We start from the raw sequence: 20,012 nt of genomic DNA, 5'->3' as shown, positions 1-20,012 counted from the left end.
CACATGGGCTTGAATGATCCGCAATGGGGGAAGAGGAGAGGCAATCCGGGTCCTCCTGACCTTGAAGAAGTTATACGTAGCTTTAACCAGAAAATAAACGAGCTTTTTGGCCGGAAAGGCGGGGGCAATAGTAACGGGGATTCTAATGAAAGAAGTCCTGATGGACCAAGTGGCAAGGGTGTCGTGGTTATTATATTCCTGCTTCTGGTCGCATGGGTGGGAAGCGGATTCTACATCGTTGATGAAGGCCATCGAGGAGTGGTGTTGCGATTTGGCAAGCATGTGGAGACGACTCTGCCTGGATTGCGCTGGCATGTTCCTTCACCGATTGAATCTGTTGAGGATGTCGATATAGGTCAGGTGCGTACAGTGGAAATCGGATATCGAAATAACGTGCGCAGCAAGGTGTTAAAAGAATCATTGATTCTTACGGATGATGAAAATATCGTTGATATCCAGTTTGCTGTGCAATATGTACTTAATAGCCCCGAAAATTTCCTGTTCTCTAATCGTGAGCCGGAAAGTACCGTTTTGCAGGTGGCGGAAACGGCTATCCGGGAAGTAATTGGTAACAGCAAAATGGACTTTGTCTTGTATGAGGGACGTGAAGAAGTTGCTGCAAAAACAACTGTATTAATGCAAAAAATTCTTGATCGTTACCAGATTGGTATTTCCATCAACCGGGTAACCATGCAGAATGCGCAGCCGCCCGAGCAGGTACAGGCGGCTTTTGATGATGCAGTCAAAGCCAATCAGGATAGGGAACGTCAAAGAAATGAAGGGCAAGCTTACGCGAATGACGTGGTTCCAAGGGCTAGAGGTAGCGCGGCCCGGTTACTGGAAGAAGCCGAGGGATACAAACAAAAGGTTATTTCGTCCGCAGAGGGTGATGCCAGCCGGTTTGAGCAGGTGCTGGTGGAATATGTCAAGGCACCTGAAGTAACGCGTGAACGGATGTATATTGATACAATTCAGCAAGTATTATCCAATACCAGCAAAATCCTGATCGATCAGGAAAAAGGAGGAGGAAATCTGCTTTATCTGCCGTTGGACAAACTGATCCAGGGTGATTCCGGCGCAATGAGATCGTCTGCTGGAGCAAGCAGGCCGCAGAGTGAAGCGCAGGACTTTTCCTCGGATATCAGCTCGCGTTCGCGTGAGTCTTTTCGCAGTCGTGAACGGGAGGTGAGATAATGAAGGCGGTTTCATCTGTATTTGCCGGGCTTTTACTGGTTCTGGCAATTGTGGGGAGCTCTGCTGTTTATGTTGTTGATCAGCGTGAGCAGGCACTGTTATTTCAGTTGGGGGAGGTTGTAGAGGTAAAAACATCTCCCGGCTTGTATTTCAAGGTGCCTTTTGTCCAGAATATCCGTTTCTTTGATTCCCGCATCTTGACGATGGATTCAGAAGAACCTGAACGTTTTATTACTTCAGAGAAGAAAAACGTTTTGGTGGATCTGTTTGTCAAATGGCGCATCGTAGATGTGAAGCAGTACTATATCAGCGTGCAGGGAGATGAAACGCTGGCGCGGGTTCGTCTTGCACAAACGATCAATTCCAGCATACGTGATGAATTCGGTAATCGGACGGTACATGATGTCGTTTCTGGAGAGCGTGACAACATCATGGAAATTATGCGTCAGAAAGCGAATGCAGATGCCCGAAAGATTGGTGTGGAAGTGGTGGATGTGCGGCTCAAGCGCGTTGATTTGCCGCAGGAAGTGAGTGAATCTGTTTATCGCAGAATGGAGGCAGAGCGTAAACGGGTGGCAAACGAGTTGCGATCAACCGGTGCTGCTGAAGCAGAGAAAATACGTGCAGATGCAGACCGTCAGAATGAAGTGATTTTGGCAGAAGCCTATCGTGACGCACAGAAAACCATGGGACAGGGTGATGCACAGGCCACAGCAATTTATGCTGAAGCCTTCCAGAAGGATGCAAAGTTCTATGAATTTTACCGGAGCTTGGATGCGTATAAAAAATCCTTCAAGAACAAAGAGGATATTCTTGTTGTGGAGCCCAGCTCGGAGTTTTTCAAATATATGAAAAGCGCGTCGGATCCTAAAAAATAGGAGCTCCAATGGTTATGCAGCTCCTCTCCTGAATACAAAGCTGAAATTTGTATTCAGGAGAGGAGGAAGGTGGGTATAAGTAACTATTTATATAAAATACTTTTCAAGTGATGTTTGGGATTTGACATGTGGGATACCTTGCTGAGCGCGATTGCACTGATGCTGATTCTGGAAGGTATCTTTCCCTTTTCATCTCCAGGTGCCTGGCGAGAAGCTTTTCAAAAACTTCTGCAACTGAATGATGGCCAGATAAGATTTATGGGTCTCAGCACAATGCTGACCGGCCTCATTATTCTTTATCTGGTTAGCTGATTTGATCTCTCCTCTAATGACCCTTGGCTGTTCCTGTTCTTAATCCGGGCTAATTTACTTAGATCAACACTCAAAATGCGTAACTGGCTGCTGCCTGAATATATCGAAGATGTGCTGCCGCGTGATGCTTATCGTATCGAGAAAATCCGCCGTCTTATCATGGATATGCTGTTTGTTCACGGATACCAGTTTGTGATGCCACCCTTGCTGGAATATGTGGAGTCATTGCTGGCCGGCAGTGGCAGCGGTATGAATTTACGTATGTTCAAGGTTGTCGATCAGCTGAGCGGCAGAGCAATGGGATTACGGGCAGATATGACACCACAGGCAGCCCGAATTGATGCACATTTGCTGAACAGCAGTGGCGTGACCCGGCTTTGCTATGCCAGTAGTGTTGTTCATACGGTACCCGATGAAATTACGCGCACACGGGAGCCCTTTCAGGTAGGGGCTGAATTGTACGGGCATTCCGGTATTGAGAGTGATCTTGAAATTCAGCGCCTGCTATTAGAATGCCTGTCTGTTTCTGGGATTAAATCAATTCATCTTGATCTTGGGCATATCAGAGTCTTTCGCAGTCTGATTCATGATTCAGGAATCGGAGCCGAGTTCGAGACGGAGCTTTATGCCGCATTATGGGCCAAGGATACAAGTGCTCTCAGGGAGCTAGTGTACACTGGCTTGAATGGACGTCCGGATAAGGTTGTTCGGGAAGCATTGCTACTGCTACCGGAATTGTACGGGGATGAAGCGATTCTATTGCGTGCACGCAAATTGCTGCCGGATTTTCCGGAGATCAGCGAGGCTCTTGATCAACTGGAGCATGTTGCGAAAGCACTGAAGCCCTATGTTGACAAGATAATTTTTGATCTGGCTGACTTGAGAGGTTATCACTACCACACAGGGATGGTATTTGCTGCGTATACACCGGAAAGCCCCGTCGCTATTGCATTGGGAGGGCGTTATGACGAAATCGGTAAATCGTTCGGCAGAGCAAGGCCGGCAACCGGATTCAGTCTTGATCTGAAACAGCTGTCGCGCCTGACTGATATAAATGATTACCCCTGGGGGATATTGGCGCCGTGGAAGCCTCAGGATGATGAGCTTGCCGCAATGATCAAGCAGTTGCGTAGTACGGGGCATATTGTGGTGATCGGATTGCCTGGGGAAAACAGCAGAGAGGTAACACGATGTGATAGAGAATTGGTATGGCGGAATGGTAAGTGGGAAGTTTGCCCTATGTCGGGGTAAATAGCCTTCTTTGGAATCGTGAGCCGGTTCTTGAAGATAAACTCTGGAAGAACATGGCAAAAGCATCACGCTGTAAAGAGCGTGGTGCTTTATTTTGGAAGTAATTTCTGAGAGATCAATGAGTGTATGGCCAGGAATGTTGTAGTTATTGGAACGCAGTGGGGGGATGAGGGTAAGGGCAAGATCGTTGACTGGCTGACTGATCAGGCCGCGGGTGTTATCCGTTTCCAGGGTGGGCACAATGCTGGCCATACGCTAGTGGTCAATGGCGAGAAAACCGTGTTGCATTTGATCCCTTCGGGAATATTACGCAGGCATGTAGTTTGTTATATTGGTAATGGTGTGGTTCTGTCTCCCGGTGCGTTGCTGGATGAAGTGGATATGCTGGAGCAGGCTGGCGTGGATGTGTCTGGCAGACTGCGTATCAGTGAGGCGTGTCCACTGATTTTGCCTTACCACATTGCGGTGGATGGCGCGCGTGAGCTGGCAAAAGGATCGGAAAAAATTGGTACAACCGGCAGAGGGATAGGTCCGGCTTACGAAGACAAGATTGCGCGGCGCGCAATACGCTTGCAGGATCTGTTTTATCCAGAGCGATTTGCTTACAAGTTGAAAGAAGTACTCGATTATCATAATTTTCTGCTGAAAAATTATTACCGTACAGCAACAGTCGATTATCACCAAATATTGGATGAAAGTCTGAAGCAAGCAGGAAGAATTCAGCCAATGGTCGCAGATGTCCCTAAATTGCTATTTGAAGCTGACAAGGCTGGAGACAATCTGTTGTTCGAGGGAGCACAGGGAGCCCTGCTGGATATTGACCACGGCACCTATCCCTTTGTTACTTCCAGTAACTGTATTGCCGGTGCAGCTTCAGTAGGCAGCGGTATCGGACCGCAAATACTGAATTATGTGCTGGGAATCACCAAAGCGTATACCACACGTGTCGGTTCGGGCCCTTTTCCAACTGAACTGTCAGATGCGACTGGAGAATATCTGGCACAGCGTGGCAACGAGTTTGGTTCCACCACCGGGCGTCCACGTCGTTGTGGCTGGTTTGATGCCGTAGCTGCCAGACGTTCCATCCAGATTAACGGTGTTTCGGGGTTGTGTATTACTAAACTGGATGTACTTGATGGCCTGGAAAGCCTGAAGATTTGTACGGGCTACAGATTGAAGCAATCAGACAGGTATTATGATGCTTTGCCATTTGGTGCGGATGAGCTGGCTAATATTGAATCGGTTTATGAAGAACTTCCTGGTTGGCAGGCGCGTACTGCAGGGATCAAGGATTTTGATCAACTTCCCAAGGCAGCACAAGACTACCTCAAACGCATGGAAGAAATCTGCCAGACACCCATAGCTATGATTTCAACCGGTCCTGATCGAACTGAAACAATCGTCTTTCACCATCCTTTCGGAAAAGCACTTGAATAATCCTGGCAGTGGGGAGGGGCCGGTAGTCTTCGCACGCCTGGATCCCTTTATTGCTATTGACGCCATTTTTGGTATAGTTCTTCAGAATGATCGTTCCATCTTTTTCTGGCTGCGGCCAGATTTTCTTCAGCTCTTTGTGAAGCCTGTTGCGCAGCCTGGAATTCTTTTTCGGTCTCAGTTATTTTTCCCTGATAGTAGCGCAAGTTATCCTGCTTGATCTGCATCTCTTTTCTTGCTTTGCTGGCTTGGCTTTCGGCCTGTTTCATCTGTTCATAAGCTTTATTAGCTTGTTGTTGCAGACTGGATAAATTATCGGCTGCAAATGAAACAGGTATCATCAGCAACAGCAAGGCTATTATAAAAAGTTTCATTTTTTATATTCCCTTGTCAAACAGGAAAATGATAGGTCGTGAGAATCTGGTAGAGAACATCCTGCGAAACGCAAACGAGGCAGTTGGTTCAAGGCAAAAATCGGGGTTTATACATAATACATGAGTGTTTTCGAACCGATCTTTAACACAAAAATGCAATGCAGATGGTTTTGCAGAGACTCTCCAGCTAATTTGCAATGAAATATCATGCATTGATCATCAGTGAAAAAGTGAAAAATCACGTAATTCCTTTTCTGACGACCTAACTATTTGTAGGCATATATTTTCTGAGTGTGCTCTACTTTTTCGTTCCGATTTAGTCTTGCGTGGTCTTTCTTGAGGTTTCAAGAGTTCATCAACAAAGAGATGGTACATGGATTCTGCTAAGTTGAAAACAATACTTCGCCCAATGGTTGATCGTTTTGTAGTTTGGTTGTAATCCTTCAGGTTCGGGGGCGGATCACAAGCCGGAAATAATCATTCCGGTTCTTTCACGAGGAGATGACGTATTTTTTGCAAATCAGCATGAATTGCAGTCTGTTCGCGTTTGAGCCGGTTAGCAAGTACTTCTGAATCCATTGTTTTCAGAATAATGCTGGTTTCGAGTAGTTGAAGTAATGCCGGAGGGAAATTTTTCCTGTTATCAAAATTGCCAGCCAGGTGAGCAGCATGCATTTTTGCACGTCGTAGCTGACCTGTCTCGTACACAGGTGGACTATAACTGCTTTGATTGTGGAGAGATGGAGTACTTGTGGTGTTTCGGGCTTCGTTGTCCATAGTGTTCTCCTTTTCATGAATTTAAAGTGTCAGGATAACGGTTGTGATCGGACAGTAATATGACAAGATGAGAAAAATTGTCCGCGGTAGCTTTAGAATACTCTTTGCAAAACGACCTGTATCAAGAGCGTGACTTGTCTGTGTATTTCCCACCAGTAAGAACTGGAGATTCTGGCCTCGGTTGTTAATTCTTTGGTCAGGTCTTCCACAAATTCATGTGGGGTTTGGTAATCCAGATGAGCCTGTGTGCCTACCATTTTGTTGAGCTGATCTCCTTCATCACATCGATTTCCAGCTCCCGGTCGACCAGCAACTTGCGTAGCCTGGCGTTCTTCGCCTCCAGCACCTTCAGTCGTTTAACCTCGTCCGTTTCCATGCTGCCGAACTTCTTACGCCACACGTAGATCGCGGTTTCGCTCACGCCGTGGCACCTGGCCACCTTGGCTACGTGCCCTTATCGGCCTCACGCAGGATCCGGAGTATCTGTTCGTCGCTGTATTGCGTCTCCTCCATACGCCTCTCACTCTCTGAGAGGCCATTGCCTCAAGTTATCTCGGATCGAAAAAGTCCGGTCAGGTCAGATGCATGTTGCTTTAATTGTGAAATAACAGCGCTTTTAGAAGTACTTGGAATAGATTCTAATTATAGATAATGGTAATACATGACGTTAATGCTGTTTGTATGCCGATTTATTAATTGCTGGATATTTATCTGAAGCTTCTTTTATAAATCCATGAAGTTTAATAAATGACACGATAGATATCAGTGTTTTTTCAGAATTCTTTAGTATCGAATAGTGGTAATTGGAATCTACAGCCTTGCATTTGTATTCGGTACCCTTTGGCTACTGCAGCAGCCGGTTCTGCCGGAACTTTATTGGGCGATCGGGTTCGTGCCGGTAGCAATGGTGGTGGCGGTCCTTTTTCGATTTCGGACGCGCTTTTTCATACTGGCAGGCAGAGGTCTCCTGTTCGCCGTCATGCTGGGTGCTGGTTTTTTCTGGGCAGCGTTATGGGCACAGATCAGGCTGGCAGATGAGCTTCCACATGAATGGGAAGGGCGGGATATCTCGGTGGTTGGAGTGATCTCGGAGATGCCGCAATTTACCCCTCAAAGTATGCGTTTCCAGTTTGAAGTGGAGCGGGTACTGACAGCGGATGCGGTGGTGCCTGAGCATGTTCAACTTTCCTGGTATCGCGATGGCAGTCATGACGGGGGAGTTTTGCCTCGAATTACAGCGGGTGAACGTTGGCAGTTGACGGTTCGGTTGAAGCGCCCGCATGGCAGTGCCAATCCACATGTTCTGGATTACGAGGCCAGGTTGCTTGAACGGAATGTGCGCGCAACAGGGTATGTACGTGCAGAGCAGGATAACAAACGGCCTGAGATTCAGGAGATCCATCCGGCCTATTTCTTTGAACGCAAGCGGGATGAAATTCGCAGTCAGTTTCAACACTATCTGGCAGGTTATCCGTATGCGGGGGTGTTGGTTGCGCTGACAGTCGGTGATCAACGGGCGATTCCATCGGAGCAGTGGGAGACTTTTGCCCGCACTGGCACCACTCATCTCATGGCCATTTCTGGTTCGCACATTACACTGCTGGCTGGGATGGTGTTTCTACTGATGTATCGGGCCTGGCGATATGGGAGCCTGTCATTGTGGTTGCCTGCCCGCAAGTTTGCGCTGGTATGCGGGCTGATTGTTGCCATTGGCTATGCTTTACTGGCAGGTTTTGCAGTGCCTGTAAGGCGCGCGTTATTTATGATGGCGATCATCGTGGCGGCATTCTGGGGGAACCAGCGCGTGCGTACGCTGCCTGTGCTGGGGTGGGTGCTGCTGCTGGTTGTGGTGCTGGATCCCTGGTCAGTGATTGCGCCGGGTTTCTGGCTCTCATTTGCAGCAGTTGCGCTGATCTGCCTGGTCATATCAGGCCGGATTGGTCAGTCAGGTGCAATAGTTAGCTGGATGCGTATCCAGTGGGCTATTACGCTTGGTTTGTTTCCATTGCTGTTGATCCTGTTTCAGCAAATTTCATTGATATCGCCTATTGCCAATGCGGTGGCGATTCCAGTGATTACCTTCATCATTGTACCGCTTGCATTGCTGGCGACAATTCCTGGGTTGGAATTTCTGTTGCTGATTGCACATCCTGTTTTGCAGGTTACGATGATGGTATTGCACTGGCTGGGAGAGCTTCCTCTGGCGACCTGGCAGCAGCATGCACCACCTTTGTGGACGGTGATTGCTGCTATTGCTGGGGTGATATGGTTGTTACTGCCAGGCGGGCCGGGACTGGGGATATCAGCAGGTTTCCCTGCGAGATGGCTGGGAATTCTGGCAGGGATACCATTATTTCTGATTGCTCCCGAAAAACCAGCCGCGGGAGAACTCTGGCTGACGGTGCTGGATGTGGGGCAGGGGTTATCCGTGGTAGTACGTACGCGCAATCATGCCATGCTTTACGATACCGGGCCAAGGTATGGTGAAAGTGACAGCGGAAAATATGTGATTCTGCCATTTCTGCGTGGAGAAGGTATACAGACGCTGGACAAAATGATCGTTTCGCATGTTGATTCGGATCACAGTGGTGGGGCATTGTCAGTCTTGGCGGGAGTCAAAACCAGAACGTTGCTGGCATCGATTGCGAAGGATCATCCGATCCGACAGGCTGTTTTCGATAATCGTCACTGTCTTGCCGGAGATGCGTGGTGGTGGGATGGGGTGTATTTTGAAATCCTGCACCCGCTTGAGACGGATTTCTCGATACAGAAACACAAAACCAATGAAATGAGTTGCGTTATAAAAATAACATCAGCCCATGGCAGCGTGCTGTTACCGGGGGATATCGGGAAGAAAACAGAGGCAGCACTCCTGGATCGTGCTGGCAATGCGCTCGTATCCAATGTGCTGGTCGTGCCGCATCATGGCAGCCGATCTTCATCCTCACCTGAATTTGTGCGGCAAGTTAACCCCGATTATGTCATTTTTACGGTGGGTTACCGCAGCCGGTTCGGGCATCCGCATCCGGAAATAGTAGAACTTTATCGGGAGCAGGGTGGCCTGCTCCGGCGTAGTGATCATGATGGAGCTATATTATTGCGTTTTGTCCAGGGCAACATAGAAATGGACGCCTGGAGAGAGCTGGGTCGCCGTTTCTGGCATGACAGATGGTCCGCTGTAGATGGGGCAGATTGAGCATTATTCCGAAAAAGAAAAGCCCGGGATTTACCTCTTTTTGTTTGTAGGAAAAACGCCTACAAATCTTTAAGCCGAATTCTTACGATTGATATGGTAACAGTCTGCTTTACCCGGTTTACTCCCCGATTAAAAATGCATATATCATTTTTTAGGAAAGTCCGATTTAGTTCGTATATCAGAAGGAGCGGTGAAAATGAGGACAAGTCAGATTTTAGATGAAATCAGGGAGGTCAATCTCAGTTATTTGCTGTTGGCTCAACAGATGCTGCGTGAAGACAGGGTGGCTGCAATGTATCGTTTGGGGATTGATGAGGACATAGCAGATATTCTGATTAAATTGACTAACAGCCAGGTGCTTAAAATGGCTGGATCCAACATGTTGTTGTGTCGGTTCCGTTTTGATGACAGCCTGATTGCAGAAATACTTACGAGCCATAAACAGGATCGTGCGCTGACACAATCTCACGCTGCAATAATTATGGCAGGGCAGCCTGCTGAAAAAATTTCCTGAGTATTCACATAAAAGAGGAAATCATCATGAAAGTGAAAAGTATCTTGTCAGAAGGTAAACAGATTCAACTTGCCACTGAATTGGTCCAGCTGGGTGCAAGGCTGCAGGTGCTGGAAGCATCCACCACGCTGAGTCGTGAGCGACTTGTGAGGCTGTATAAGGAAGTTAAAGGGGTTTCTCCACCGAAGGGAATGCTTCCTTACTCCGAGGATTGGTTTACAGGTTGGCAGCCCAACATGCATTCGTCATTGTTTATCAATATTTACAATTATATTATTCAGTACACGCATATTCGGGATATTGATGCCATTGTCAAGAGTTATCAGCTGTATCTGGAGCATGTCGAGGTTAACCACCTGCAGTGTATATTGAGTTTCACACGCGCATGGACACTGGTACGTTTTGTGGAGAGCAAGGTGCTTTCCGTTACGGCCTGTGTTAAATGTACTGGGAATTTCCTGGTTCACAGTTTGGATATTCAATCCAACCATGTATGCGGACTGTGTCATGTTCCTTCACGTGCGGGTAAAACCAAACAAGCAGCGGCTCGGAAAGCTAAGGAGGTGCAAGAAGAGGTCGAGATCGGGGAGGTGTGTACAGTCTGATATTTTTACAGCGTTTTATCAGGTGCTTTACTTTAAAATCGGTTCCGGAGAATAGCGGAGCTCCTTTAACAATCCTGCATTCATAGTATCAGTAAATTTCTGGTGCTTGAACGTAGAATCCGGGATAATCGGCCAAAATCAATTTTATTTGGCCATCTGGGCGTATTTCCAAACTTGGAACCTCTGGCTCAATCCTGGAAATATTCTGACAATTGAACCTGCTTAAAGCTCTCGCTACTGTCAGCGGCATGACGCTGGTTTCACGTATTCTCGGTTTCGTTCGAGATCTGATCATTGCAAGAATATTTGGCGCTGGAGTGGCTACCGATGCTTTTTTTGTAGCGTTTCGTATTCCAAATCTGCTCAGGCGTTTGTTTTCAGAAGGCGCTTTCTCTCAGGCGTTTGTTCCTGTTCTGGCAGAGTACAAGAATAATCGAACAGATGAGCAAACACGGGAATTCATCGACCACGTGGCTACTTTGCTTGGTGCGGCACTGTTTGTGGTAACGCTATTGGGTATTCTGGTAGCGCCATTGATCATCTATATTAGTGCTCCGGGATTTGCAGCAGTGCCGGATAAATTTGAACTGACGGTCGAGCTGCTTCGGATTACTTTTCCTTACATTCTGTTTATTTCACTGGTGGCTCTGGCGGGCGGCATCCTGAATACCTACAGCCATTTTTCTGTACCGGCCTTGACGCCGGTTTTACTGAATCTTTCCTTTATTGGTTGTGCTTTATGGCTTGCGCCGCTGATGGATCCGCCTGTACTGGCACTGGCTTGGGCAGTATTTATTGGTGGCGTGCTGCAATTGGCTTTCCAAGTTCCTTTTTTATTGCGCCTGAAAAGAATGCCACGACTGCGTTTCGGGTTTCGTAACAGCGGAGCATGGCGTGTGCTCAAACTGATGGGACCAGCTGTATTTGGTGTTTCTATCGGGCAAATCAGTCTGTTGATCAATACTATTTTTGCGTCGCTGCTGGTAACTGGGAGTGTTTCGTGGTTGTACTATGCTGACCGGTTGATGGAATTTCCGGCTGGCATGCTAGGTGTGGCGTTGGGTACCGTTATTCTGCCTTCATTATCACGTCACTATGCGGAAAATTGTACAGAGGAGTTTTCCCGGTTACTGGACTGGGGATTGCGTCTGACTTTCTTATTGACGCTGCCAGCTGCTGTAGCACTGGCATTGTTGGCAATGCCCCTTATAACGACATTGTTTTACTATGGTGCTTTTACCACGGAGGATGTGTGGATGACTCGTGAGGCGCTGATAGCTTACAGTATCGGTTTACTTGGGCTGATATTGGTAAAAGTATTGGCGCCAGGTTTTTATGCCCGGCAGAACATCAAAACCCCGGTTAAAGTTGCAATTTTGACACTGGCAGCGACGCAACTCATGAATCTTGCGTTCATAATCCCCCTGAAGCATGCTGGTCTGGCACTGGCCATTGGCTTGGGTGCTTGTCTCAATGCCGGTATGCTTTATTCCAAGTTGCGTTCTCAGGGAATTTACCAACCTTTACCGGGTTGGGGATTATTTCTATTCAGAATTCTGATTGCCCTGATTATGATGAGCGTGGGGTTATGGTTGACGGCCGGGAGTGATGCTGGATGGTTTACGCTTACAGCAGCCGAGCGAGCGGTAAAGCTGGGATTGATGGTGGTACAGGGAGGTGCCAGCTATTTTGCGTGCCTGTGGGTGTTGGGGTTTCGACTGCATGATTTCTCGCGGCAGTAATTTATTGTACGTTAGTACAACCTTGTTTTCATAATGCCTGTATCAGGGGAGTGTTTCAGTGGGTCTGCTTCTGTAAGGCATATAAAAAGCAGATACTTTTGACATGCCCGGCATAGGGATTATTAATTTTATTCTACTGCTTGAGCAGGGAGATATTTTTGTTATATACTGCCGTTCGCAGCAAGGTTTTATGAAATTTTTAAAGGAACTTTTATAATGAAATTTGCTTATGCAGCTATTATTGCCACCGCAGTTCTGCTAGTGGCATGCGGACGTCCTCATCAGGCAGTTCAAGAGTCGGAAAGAGAAAACTATGAAAAAATTATATCCGGTCAATCAATAGAATGTCCACATGGCATTGACGGAAATGGTAAGTGCTTGAAAGAAGGTGAAACTGGTATCCCGAATCACTAAGCTGAAAAGCATTAGGGGGAAAACCGCCTTTCCAGGCGGTTTTTTGTTTCTGTGGTGTATTTTTTCTGCAGGCGACAGGAAGCACCTTATTTTATATAGCTATTTTTTACCTGAATTTTACTTTACTTGAGCCGCTCGTACAGCAAACTAAGAATACGTTTGGCTGTTTCCGATTCTTCAGTAATTCCATCCATACTCAGTACACTAACTTCGCTGTTCAAACCAACTTCACTTATTTTGATCTGATATTTTTCTGCTGAAGCGTCTTTGTCAGTGTCATTTGACCAAAAAGCCAGTTTAGAGAGTAAACCCTTTCCCTTGGCTGCTTTGCGAGTTTCCTCATCTGGATTGATATAGCGGATGAAATAAATTCCACTTGAACGATCCCGATCTTCTACAGTAAAGCCGATCCGGTCAAGTTCAAGACCTACCTGACGCCACGCACGATCAAATGGTTCTTTTATAATCAAAACACCCTTCCGGGTCTTATCCAGAAATGTCCGTTCCTCGGTGATACCGCTTGCAGCAACCTCAGCTGTTGCACGTTCTTCATCTACACCAAAGCGCTGCATCAGGCGATTCAGCATTTCTGCTTCCAGTTCAGGATCCGATTTGCGTGGTTGCCAGATAGTGCGATTGGTATTGCGATCTGCCAGCACTTCGATCATGCCACGGTGGCTGATAAAGATTTCGGTTGAACCGGATTGATCCTGTTCCAACCGGGTGCGGAACTTGTCGCGTTCAGCTGTGGAATAAAGGCTGTCGAGAAAAGTTGATAATGCACTTCGGATAAGATCTTGTGGTATCTTGGCTCGATTTTCCGCCCAATCAGTTTCCATAATTCCAAGATCGGGTGCTTCCACTTTGAGCAGGAATCCCAGATCCTGCCAGAATTCTTTGATAACTGGCCATACTGCGGCAGGTTCACGTGGCACAACCAGCCAGCGCTGGGTGCCGGAACGTTCGATATGAACCCCGTTTTGCAGTCCTGTGGCAGAGAGCACAGGTAAATTCGCCCGCTCCCTTGATTGTCCGCTTCGTGCGCTGTTGTAAGTCGAGAATGTAGCACTACCAGATGCATCTACATCTGGGATGGCAAATCGTTCGTTTGTTTCAGGGCTGGTCAAATCAGGCGGGACCTCGAGTGGAGGAAGTTTTCCTGCCGACTTATAATCGATTTTCTTATTTTCGGGTAGCAGATTACAACCCGAAACAAGGATCGCCAGCGTAATATTTGCAATCAGAAGTTTTCCCAGACGCCTCCCGGGACGCTTATTGAGCATGGTAAACCTTTAAATCGTGATGCCAGCGTGCAGCATGGCTTTTCTGATCAATTCGTGATGCTGACTGGATAAAGCCGTCAGTGGCAGGCGTATGCTCTCATTGATCAACCCCATTTTTGCTACGGCCCATTTGACTGGAATGGGATTGGCCTCGACAAACAAGTCGGTATGCAGTTTGAATAGTCTGGTATTAATTGCCCGTGCCTGGATCAGGTCGCCGGATAAGGCAGCAGTACACATTTCATGCATTAGCTGAGGGGCGACGTTTGCGGTAACTGAAATAATGCCATCTGCACCGAGCAACAGCAGCGCCAGCGCAGTGGCATCATCTCCGCTATAAACGGCAAAATCTTCCGGTACACGCTGTAATAAATCATATCCGCGTGCGATATTGCCAGTTGCATCCTTGATGCCGATGATACCGGGAATCTGTGCGAGTCGTAATGTGGTTTCATTACCGATATCCGCCACAGTTCGTCCTGGCACGTTATATAAAATCATCGGGATATCGACTGCCTCGGCGATCGCCTTGAAATGTCGATACAATCCTTCCTGAGTCGGTTTGTTGTAATAGGGCGCAACGGACAGACAGGCATTTGCTCCGGCATTTTTTGAAAATACCGTTAATTCTATTGCTTCTCGTGTCGAATTGGCGCCTGTGCCCGCAATAATCGGAATTCGGCCGGCCGCATGGGAGACGGCCGTTCGAATCAGCAAATCATGCTCGTCAAAATCTACGGTGGGAGATTCCCCTGTAGTGCCAACCACGACGATACCATCTGTCCCTTGTCCGATATGAAAATCGATCAGAGCGCAGAATTTGTCCAGATCCAGCGCCCCATCTTCTAGCATGGGAGTGACGATAGCTACGTGACTGCCTTTAAACATGACACTTTATCCGCATAAAAAATAACAATCATTATTCTACCCGAAATAGTCTGATTTCATTCAATTTCAACTGTTGGTCACGCGTCTGGTTCAATGTTGTGCTGAAAATTGCATGCCATCGTTATTGTATTCAACCAGGATAGTATCTCCAGCAGAGAAATGGCCCTCAAGTAACTCTTTTGCCAGTGGATTCTCAATTTGAGACTGAATAGCACGCTTCAGCGGACGTGCACCGAATACCGGATCGAAACCAGCTTCAGCCAGTTTTGCAAGCGCTGATTCCGAAACCACCAGCTTCATTTCCATTTGCGCCAATCTACCCCCCAGGTTACTCAGCTGGATTTGGGCAATCGATTTGATGTGTGCTTCATCCAGCGCGTGGAAAACAACCACCTCATCGATGCGGTTAATAAACTCCGGCCGAAAATAGGTTTTAACTTCGCCCATTACCGCCAGCTTGATAACCTGGTAATCATCGCCACTCATCTGTTGAATCATCTGTGAACCCAGGTTGGAAGTCATGACGATGACTGTATTCTTGAAATCCACCGTGCGTCCCTGGCCATCCGTCATCCGCCCATCATCCAGTACCTGAAGCAGAACGTTGAACACATCCGGATGTGCTTTTTCCACTTCATCCAGCAAAATGACAGAATAGGGCTTGCGCCGTACCTGCTCGGTCAGATAGCCGCCTTCCTCATAACCAACATATCCTGGTGGCGCACCAATCAGACGTGCGACCGAATGTTTTTCCATAAATTCAGACATGTCTACCCGGATCAGATGTTCCTCGGAATCGAACAGGAAGCCAGCCAGCGCTTTGCACAGCTCAGTCTTGCCCACACCGGTTGGCCCCAGGAACAGGAAAGATCCATAGGGGCGATTAGGATCAGCCAGCCCGGAACGGGAACGGCGGATCGCATCGGAAACCAGCCGTACCGCTTCATCCTGACCGATGACACGTTCATGCAGCTTGTCTTCCATGAACAGTAGTTTTTCACGTTCCCCCTGCATCATCTTGGAAACCGGAATGCCGGTTGCACGCGAAACTACCTCGGCAATTTCCTCGGCGCCCACCTGGGTGCGGAATAATTTCGGCTGCGCAGCTTCTTCAGCGGATTCATCGTGATGCAACTGTTCCGCCAGCTGTGCTTCCAGCTGCGGAATACGGCCGTACAACAGCTCCGAGGCCCGCTGCAAATCACCCTTGCGCCGTGCAGCTTCTTCCTCGCGCCGCAGTTTATCCAGTTCTTCTTTGATTTCCTGTGAGCCCTGTGCGCGGGATTTTTCCGCTTTCAGTATTTCATCCAGATCCGCATATTCACGCTCGAGTTTGTCGATTTCCTCTTCGAGCAGCGCCAGGCGTTTTTTCGAAGCTTCATCCTTTTCTTTTTTGACCGCCTCGCGTTCGATCTTCAGCTGGATCAGGCGCCGGTCGAGCTTGTCCATTACTTCCGGTTTGGAATCCCGTTCCATGCGGATGCGTGCCGCTGCTTCGTCGATCAGATCGATGGCCTTATCCGGCAGGAAGCGGTCGGTGATATAGCGGTGCGAGAGCTCGGCGGCTGCCACAATGGCCGGATCGGTGATTTCCACGCCGTGATGCAGCTCGTATTTCTCCTGCAGGCCACGCAGAATGGCAATCGTCGCCTCTACGTCAGGTTCACCGACCAGCACTTTCTGGAAGCGGCGTTCCAGTGCGGCATCTTTTTCGACATATTTGCGATATTCATCCAGCGTGGTGGCTCCGACACAGTGCAATTCTCCGCGCGCCAGTGCCGGTTTGAGCATATTTCCGGCATCGATCGCGCCTTCTGCCTTGCCTGCTCCTACCATTGTGTGCAGTTCATCGATGAACACGATCGTACGGCCCTCATCCTGTGCCAGTTCCTTTAGTACAGCTTTCAACCGTTCCTCGAATTCGCCACGGTATTTGGCGCCCGCCAGCAGTGCTGCCATATCCAGTGACAATACCCGTTTATTCTTCAGTGTTTCGGGCACTTCACCATTGACGATGCGCTGCGCCAGTCCTTCCACAATAGCAGTTTTACCAACACCCGGTTCGCCAATCAGAACCGGATTATTCTTGGTGCGCCGCTGCAGCACCTGAATCGTCCGGCGGATTTCATCATCACGGCCAATCACCGGATCCAGCTTGCCTGAACGGGCGCGCTCGGTCAGATCCAGTGTGTATTTTTTCAGTGCTTCGCGGCTGCCTTCCGCCTCAGCATCGATCACCTTTTCTCCGCCACGTACAGAATCGATTGCCTGCTCCAGCGCGGCACGTGTAGCGCCGTATTGCTTCAGCAGTCGCCCGGTTTCTCCCCTGTCCTCCAGTGCGGATAGGAGGAACATTTCCGACGCGATGTACTGATCTCCTCTTTTTTGTGCTTCTTTATCAGTCAGATTGAGTAAATTGCCCAGATCCCGGGAAACATTGATTTCCCCGCCGGTACCTTCCACTTTTGGCAAGCGTTCGAGACTCTGTGCCAGTGCCTGGCGCAATGGTTGGGTATTGACACCGGCACGCTGCAGTAGAGAAGTGATGCTGCCGTCTTCCTGTTGCATCAGTGCGAGCAGCAGATGTTGCGGTTCGATGTACGAATGATCTTGCCCCAGTGCCATACTCTGCGCATCGGCGAGCGCCTGCTGTAACTTGGTGGTGAATTTGTCAAACCGCATGGTGTCTCCTGAAATAAAGATTGGAATGTCCCTATTTATATGGGGTAACTATGAAATTTCAACCCGACTGCTTGCTGGATTTCTGGAATAGGTTGTACGTTATCTCTTGAATACGAATATTTGTAGGGGATGAGGTGGTATAGTAAAGCTCAAATGATTGATTGCAGTTCATAGATGGTATATTCAGCATCATTTTGCTACATGAGGTTGGATCAATAGCGACAGTATCCATAAAGGCCATAAAAACCTTATGCAGCTGCAATAATTGTTCTTGTAATAACGACCGCCTTACTAACCTAACGGCTCATTTATTTATGAAAAATTCTCTGGAGAGTAGTGTCATACGGCGCGTGATGGTGGGCACTGACCGTTCTGAAACTGCTGACCGGACTGTTCAGTGGGCTGCCGAACTGGCAGACCGCTACGACGCAGAGCTATTCATGATACAGGTGATAGTACCGAAATATCCATCTGCCACGGAATTCGGCGAGTCCGAACAAACAAGTGTTGTTGCTGCCAATAATGACCTGGCGCACTTTGCGCAGCAAATTGCAGGAGATCGCGGGCATGCCCTGGTTGTTATGGATGCTGATCCGGCATTGGCGATCGTCCGCGCTGCTGAGCAGAAAGCAGTCGATGTTCTGGTGGTGGGTAATCTTGGCATGGCAGGTCGAAAAGAGTTTTTGCTCGGTAATATACCCAATCGTATCAGTCACAATGCTCACTGTACCGTGATTATTGTAAATGCTGCGCATGCTATTGGTGAGCGTGTATCGAGTCCGGAGCGAGCTTATCTGTCCAAGGATGAAGCTCCGTCTTTTGAGCCTCGGCTGGCAGCACGCGCTGCGCATATTGCAGCCGTAATGGCAAAACATGGCCTCACGGAGTTGTTTGGTCAATCCGGCGAACCAGATATATCCATCCGCCGCCAGCAGGCCAGGCGTTTACGCGGCGCCCTGGAAGAGCTGGGCCCAATATTCTCGAAACTCGGACAAGTGTTGTCAACCCGCCCGGATCTCCTGCCAGCCGAATACATTGAGGAGCTTGTCCTGTTGCAGTCTCGCGTCCCACCAATGTCCGAGAGCGAGGTCGTGCAGGTTTCCGAACAGGAATTGGGTGTCCCGTGGGAGGATGTATTCAAGTCGTTTGATCCGAAACCCCTCGCTGCTGGCACGATTGCTCAGGTCCATCGTGCAGTACTCGAAACCGGTGACCGGGTCGTGGTTAAAGTTCAACGCCCCACCGCTCGTGCTGATATCGAACAGGATCTCGCCCTGCTCAAAATATTTGCGGAGAAAGTCGGGAAGCGTCCTGCGCTTAATCAGGTGATCAATATGGAGGATGTGTTCAAACATCTTTCTACTTCGCTCCATCGTGAACTCGATTTCCGTCAGGAGGCCGACAATATCGAGCGGATGCGGACGGTGCTTGCAGGCTATGATCGCCTTGCAGTACCTGGAGTGCACTGGGATCTGTCCACGTCCCGATTATTGGTGATGGAAGAAATCCAGGGCATTCCGATCAAGCAGGCACCGGCCGGCTCAGAGCGTATCCAGGCTGCTCGCCAATTGTTGGAGAGCTACTACAAGCAGATTATTGTCGATGGTTTCTTTCATGCTGATCCTCATCCAGGCAACCTGATGTGGTGGAAAAATTCCATCTATTTTCTCGATTTCGGAATGGTCGGCGCAGTAGAAGCTGATCTTCGCGAGCATCTTTTGTTAATGCTGATGGCTCTGTGGCGGGAAGATGCTGGATTTCTCACCGATGTCACATTGATGATGACAAATACCGTCAATAACAGTGATTTCGATATGGCCCGTTTCCAGAGCGAGATCGGGGAGGTGATGGCAAAATATCGTGCTGCCTCGCTTGCCGAGATGCAGATTGGGCCGCTTCTGCAAGAAATGAGCACGGTCTCGTTACGGAACGGGGTGCCATTACCGGCTTCGCTCACGCTCGCCACCAAAGCGCTTGCGCAGGTACAGCTGGCGACTGCCGAGCTCGATCCGACACTTGATCCTTACGAGGTGGCAGGTAAGTACTTGACGCGCCTGATGATCAAACGCGTCGGTACTGCACTCAATCCAAAAACACTTATGTATGAATCACAGAAGCTGAAGGTACGGACTGCGCGCATGATCGAAGCACTTGAAAATCTTGTCGGTGTCCGTCCGGGTGGCCCAAAACTTGTAGTGAACTTCAAGGCCAATTCGCTGGAGGATATCGTGCGTCACACGGGACGACGATTGGCGCTTGGTCTGACTGCTGCGGCAAGTGTCCTGGCTAGCGGGCTCACAACTACGTCAACTGTTGTTGCCGAGTGGGTGCCAGTAACGTTTGGGGCGGTTGCAGGTCTGCTAATTCTTGGCCTGATTATCGATCTGTTGCGAGGACATTGAGATAAAACAGTTTACGATGCAGAATTATCTTGTGTCGAAGATTTTGTGTCACTGCGCTTGATTGAA

General features: G+C 48.6%; 17 protein-coding genes. 11 read left to right on the top strand and 6 right to left on the bottom strand.

The window, feature by feature from the left end; genetic code table 11:
• The first annotated feature begins 3 nt into the window (after positions 1-3).
• From hflK to ABO04_RS01575, 5 genes are all read left to right on the top strand, one after another.
• The gene (gene hflK / locus ABO04_RS01595) at positions 4-1,194 is read left to right on the top strand and encodes an FtsH protease activity modulator HflK (protein ID WP_160808855.1); all 1,191 of its coding nucleotides are present in this window, start codon (positions 4-6) and stop codon (positions 1,192-1,194) included.
• On the top strand, positions 1,194-2,072 hold the full coding sequence (hflC, locus tag ABO04_RS01590) for a protease modulator HflC (protein WP_160808854.1): 879 nt from the start codon (positions 1,194-1,196) through the stop codon (positions 2,070-2,072). The genes hflK and hflC overlap by 1 nt, the downstream gene beginning before the upstream one ends.
• 126 nt (positions 2,073-2,198) lie before the next feature.
• Complete coding sequence (locus ABO04_RS01585) at positions 2,199-2,384, top strand: DUF2065 domain-containing protein (protein WP_160808853.1); 186 nt, start codon at positions 2,199-2,201, stop codon at positions 2,382-2,384.
• A 75-nt stretch (positions 2,385-2,459) separates the two neighbouring features.
• Positions 2,460-3,635: an ATP phosphoribosyltransferase regulatory subunit gene (locus tag ABO04_RS01580; RefSeq protein WP_160808852.1), complete on the top strand. Its 1,176-nt coding sequence runs from the start codon at positions 2,460-2,462 to the stop codon at positions 3,633-3,635.
• A 126-nt stretch (positions 3,636-3,761) separates the two neighbouring features.
• A complete protein-coding gene (locus tag ABO04_RS01575) occupies positions 3,762-5,072 on the top strand; it encodes an adenylosuccinate synthase (protein ID WP_160808851.1) in 1,311 nt (436 codons plus the stop codon).
• 53 nt (positions 5,073-5,125) lie between these two features.
• Here ABO04_RS01575 and ABO04_RS01570 read toward each other — a convergent pair whose 3' ends face one another.
• The 3 genes from ABO04_RS01570 to ABO04_RS01560 form a co-directional block, all read right to left on the bottom strand.
• Positions 5,126-5,443, bottom strand: coding sequence for a hypothetical protein (locus ABO04_RS01570; RefSeq protein ID WP_160808850.1), 318 nt, complete (start codon positions 5,441-5,443; stop codon positions 5,126-5,128).
• A 477-nt stretch (positions 5,444-5,920) separates the two neighbouring features.
• A complete protein-coding gene (locus ABO04_RS01565) occupies positions 5,921-6,220 on the bottom strand; it encodes a hypothetical protein (RefSeq protein WP_160808849.1) in 300 nt (99 codons plus the stop codon).
• 250 nt (positions 6,221-6,470) lie between these two features.
• Positions 6,471-6,659: a transposase gene (locus tag ABO04_RS01560; RefSeq protein WP_345852742.1), complete on the bottom strand. Its 189-nt coding sequence runs from the start codon at positions 6,657-6,659 to the stop codon at positions 6,471-6,473.
• Between the two features lie 357 nt (positions 6,660-7,016).
• On the opposite strand from ABO04_RS01560, the gene ABO04_RS01555 reads away from it, so the two are divergent.
• From ABO04_RS01555 to ABO04_RS01535, 5 genes are all read left to right on the top strand, one after another.
• On the top strand, positions 7,017-9,416 hold the full coding sequence (locus ABO04_RS01555) for a DNA internalization-related competence protein ComEC/Rec2 (protein WP_160808847.1): 2,400 nt from the start codon (positions 7,017-7,019) through the stop codon (positions 9,414-9,416).
• 196 nt (positions 9,417-9,612) lie between these two features.
• On the top strand, positions 9,613-9,930 hold the full coding sequence (flhD, locus tag ABO04_RS01550) for a flagellar transcriptional regulator FlhD (protein ID WP_160808846.1): 318 nt from the start codon (positions 9,613-9,615) through the stop codon (positions 9,928-9,930).
• Positions 9,931-9,956: 26 nt separating this feature from the next.
• On the top strand, positions 9,957-10,535 hold the full coding sequence (flhC, locus tag ABO04_RS01545) for a flagellar transcriptional regulator FlhC (protein ID WP_160808845.1): 579 nt from the start codon (positions 9,957-9,959) through the stop codon (positions 10,533-10,535).
• Positions 10,536-10,747: 212 nt separating this feature from the next.
• Complete coding sequence (murJ, locus tag ABO04_RS01540) at positions 10,748-12,277, top strand: murein biosynthesis integral membrane protein MurJ (RefSeq protein ID WP_160808844.1); 1,530 nt, start codon at positions 10,748-10,750, stop codon at positions 12,275-12,277.
• 216 nt (positions 12,278-12,493) lie between these two features.
• Positions 12,494-12,691, top strand: coding sequence for a hypothetical protein (locus tag ABO04_RS01535; protein WP_160808843.1), 198 nt, complete (start codon positions 12,494-12,496; stop codon positions 12,689-12,691).
• Positions 12,692-12,813: 122 nt separating this feature from the next.
• Here ABO04_RS01535 and bamC read toward each other — a convergent pair whose 3' ends face one another.
• The 3 genes from bamC to clpB all read right to left on the bottom strand — a co-directional run bounded on the left by bamC (position 12,814) and on the right by clpB (position 17,544).
• Positions 12,814-13,974, bottom strand: a complete 1,161-nt coding sequence (gene bamC / locus ABO04_RS01530) for an outer membrane protein assembly factor BamC (protein WP_160808842.1) — start codon at positions 13,972-13,974, stop codon at positions 12,814-12,816.
• A 9-nt stretch (positions 13,975-13,983) separates the two neighbouring features.
• Entirely contained in the window at positions 13,984-14,862 is an 879-nt protein-coding gene (gene dapA, locus ABO04_RS01525; RefSeq protein WP_160808841.1) for a 4-hydroxy-tetrahydrodipicolinate synthase, read from the bottom strand.
• A gap of 90 nt (positions 14,863-14,952) precedes the next feature.
• Positions 14,953-17,544, bottom strand: a complete 2,592-nt coding sequence (gene clpB / locus ABO04_RS01520) for an ATP-dependent chaperone ClpB (protein ID WP_160808840.1) — start codon at positions 17,542-17,544, stop codon at positions 14,953-14,955.
• A 314-nt stretch (positions 17,545-17,858) separates the two neighbouring features.
• Here clpB and ABO04_RS01515 point away from each other — a divergent pair, with 314 nt between their 5' ends.
• The gene (locus ABO04_RS01515) at positions 17,859-19,946 is read left to right on the top strand and encodes an AarF/UbiB family protein (protein ID WP_160808839.1); all 2,088 of its coding nucleotides are present in this window, start codon (positions 17,859-17,861) and stop codon (positions 19,944-19,946) included.
• The last annotated feature ends 66 nt before the right edge of the window (positions 19,947-20,012 follow it).

It is taken from the genome of Nitrosomonas sp. HPC101 (genome assembly GCF_009833125.1).
Classification (GTDB): domain Bacteria; phylum Pseudomonadota; class Gammaproteobacteria; order Burkholderiales; family Nitrosomonadaceae; genus Nitrosomonas.
This window is presented reverse-complemented; position numbering and strand designations above follow the sequence as displayed.

Bases quoted from the DNA above. Each gene is read 5' to 3' on its own strand.
- hflK (WP_160808855.1), top strand. From the start codon at position 4: ATGGGCTTGAATGATCCGCAATGGGGGAAGAGGAGAGGCAATCCGGGT.
- hflC (WP_160808854.1), top strand. From the start codon at position 1,194: ATGAAGGCGGTTTCATCTGTATTTGCCGGGCTTTTACTGGTTCTGGCA.
- ABO04_RS01585 (WP_160808853.1), top strand. From the start codon at position 2,199: ATGTGGGATACCTTGCTGAGCGCGATTGCACTGATGCTGATTCTGGAA.
- ABO04_RS01580 (WP_160808852.1), top strand. From the start codon at position 2,460: ATGCGTAACTGGCTGCTGCCTGAATATATCGAAGATGTGCTGCCGCGT.
- ABO04_RS01575 (WP_160808851.1), top strand. From the start codon at position 3,762: ATGGCCAGGAATGTTGTAGTTATTGGAACGCAGTGGGGGGATGAGGGT.
- ABO04_RS01570 (WP_160808850.1), bottom strand. From the start codon at position 5,443: ATGAAACTTTTTATAATAGCCTTGCTGTTGCTGATGATACCTGTTTCA.
- ABO04_RS01565 (WP_160808849.1), bottom strand. From the start codon at position 6,220: ATGGACAACGAAGCCCGAAACACCACAAGTACTCCATCTCTCCACAAT.
- flhD (WP_160808846.1), top strand. From the start codon at position 9,613: ATGAGGACAAGTCAGATTTTAGATGAAATCAGGGAGGTCAATCTCAGT.
- flhC (WP_160808845.1), top strand. From the start codon at position 9,957: ATGAAAGTGAAAAGTATCTTGTCAGAAGGTAAACAGATTCAACTTGCC.
- ABO04_RS01535 (WP_160808843.1), top strand. From the start codon at position 12,494: ATGAAATTTGCTTATGCAGCTATTATTGCCACCGCAGTTCTGCTAGTG.
- bamC (WP_160808842.1), bottom strand. From the start codon at position 13,974: ATGCTCAATAAGCGTCCCGGGAGGCGTCTGGGAAAACTTCTGATTGCA.
- dapA (WP_160808841.1), bottom strand. From the start codon at position 14,862: ATGTTTAAAGGCAGTCACGTAGCTATCGTCACTCCCATGCTAGAAGAT.
- clpB (WP_160808840.1), bottom strand. From the start codon at position 17,544: ATGCGGTTTGACAAATTCACCACCAAGTTACAGCAGGCGCTCGCCGAT.
- ABO04_RS01515 (WP_160808839.1), top strand. From the start codon at position 17,859: ATGAAAAATTCTCTGGAGAGTAGTGTCATACGGCGCGTGATGGTGGGC.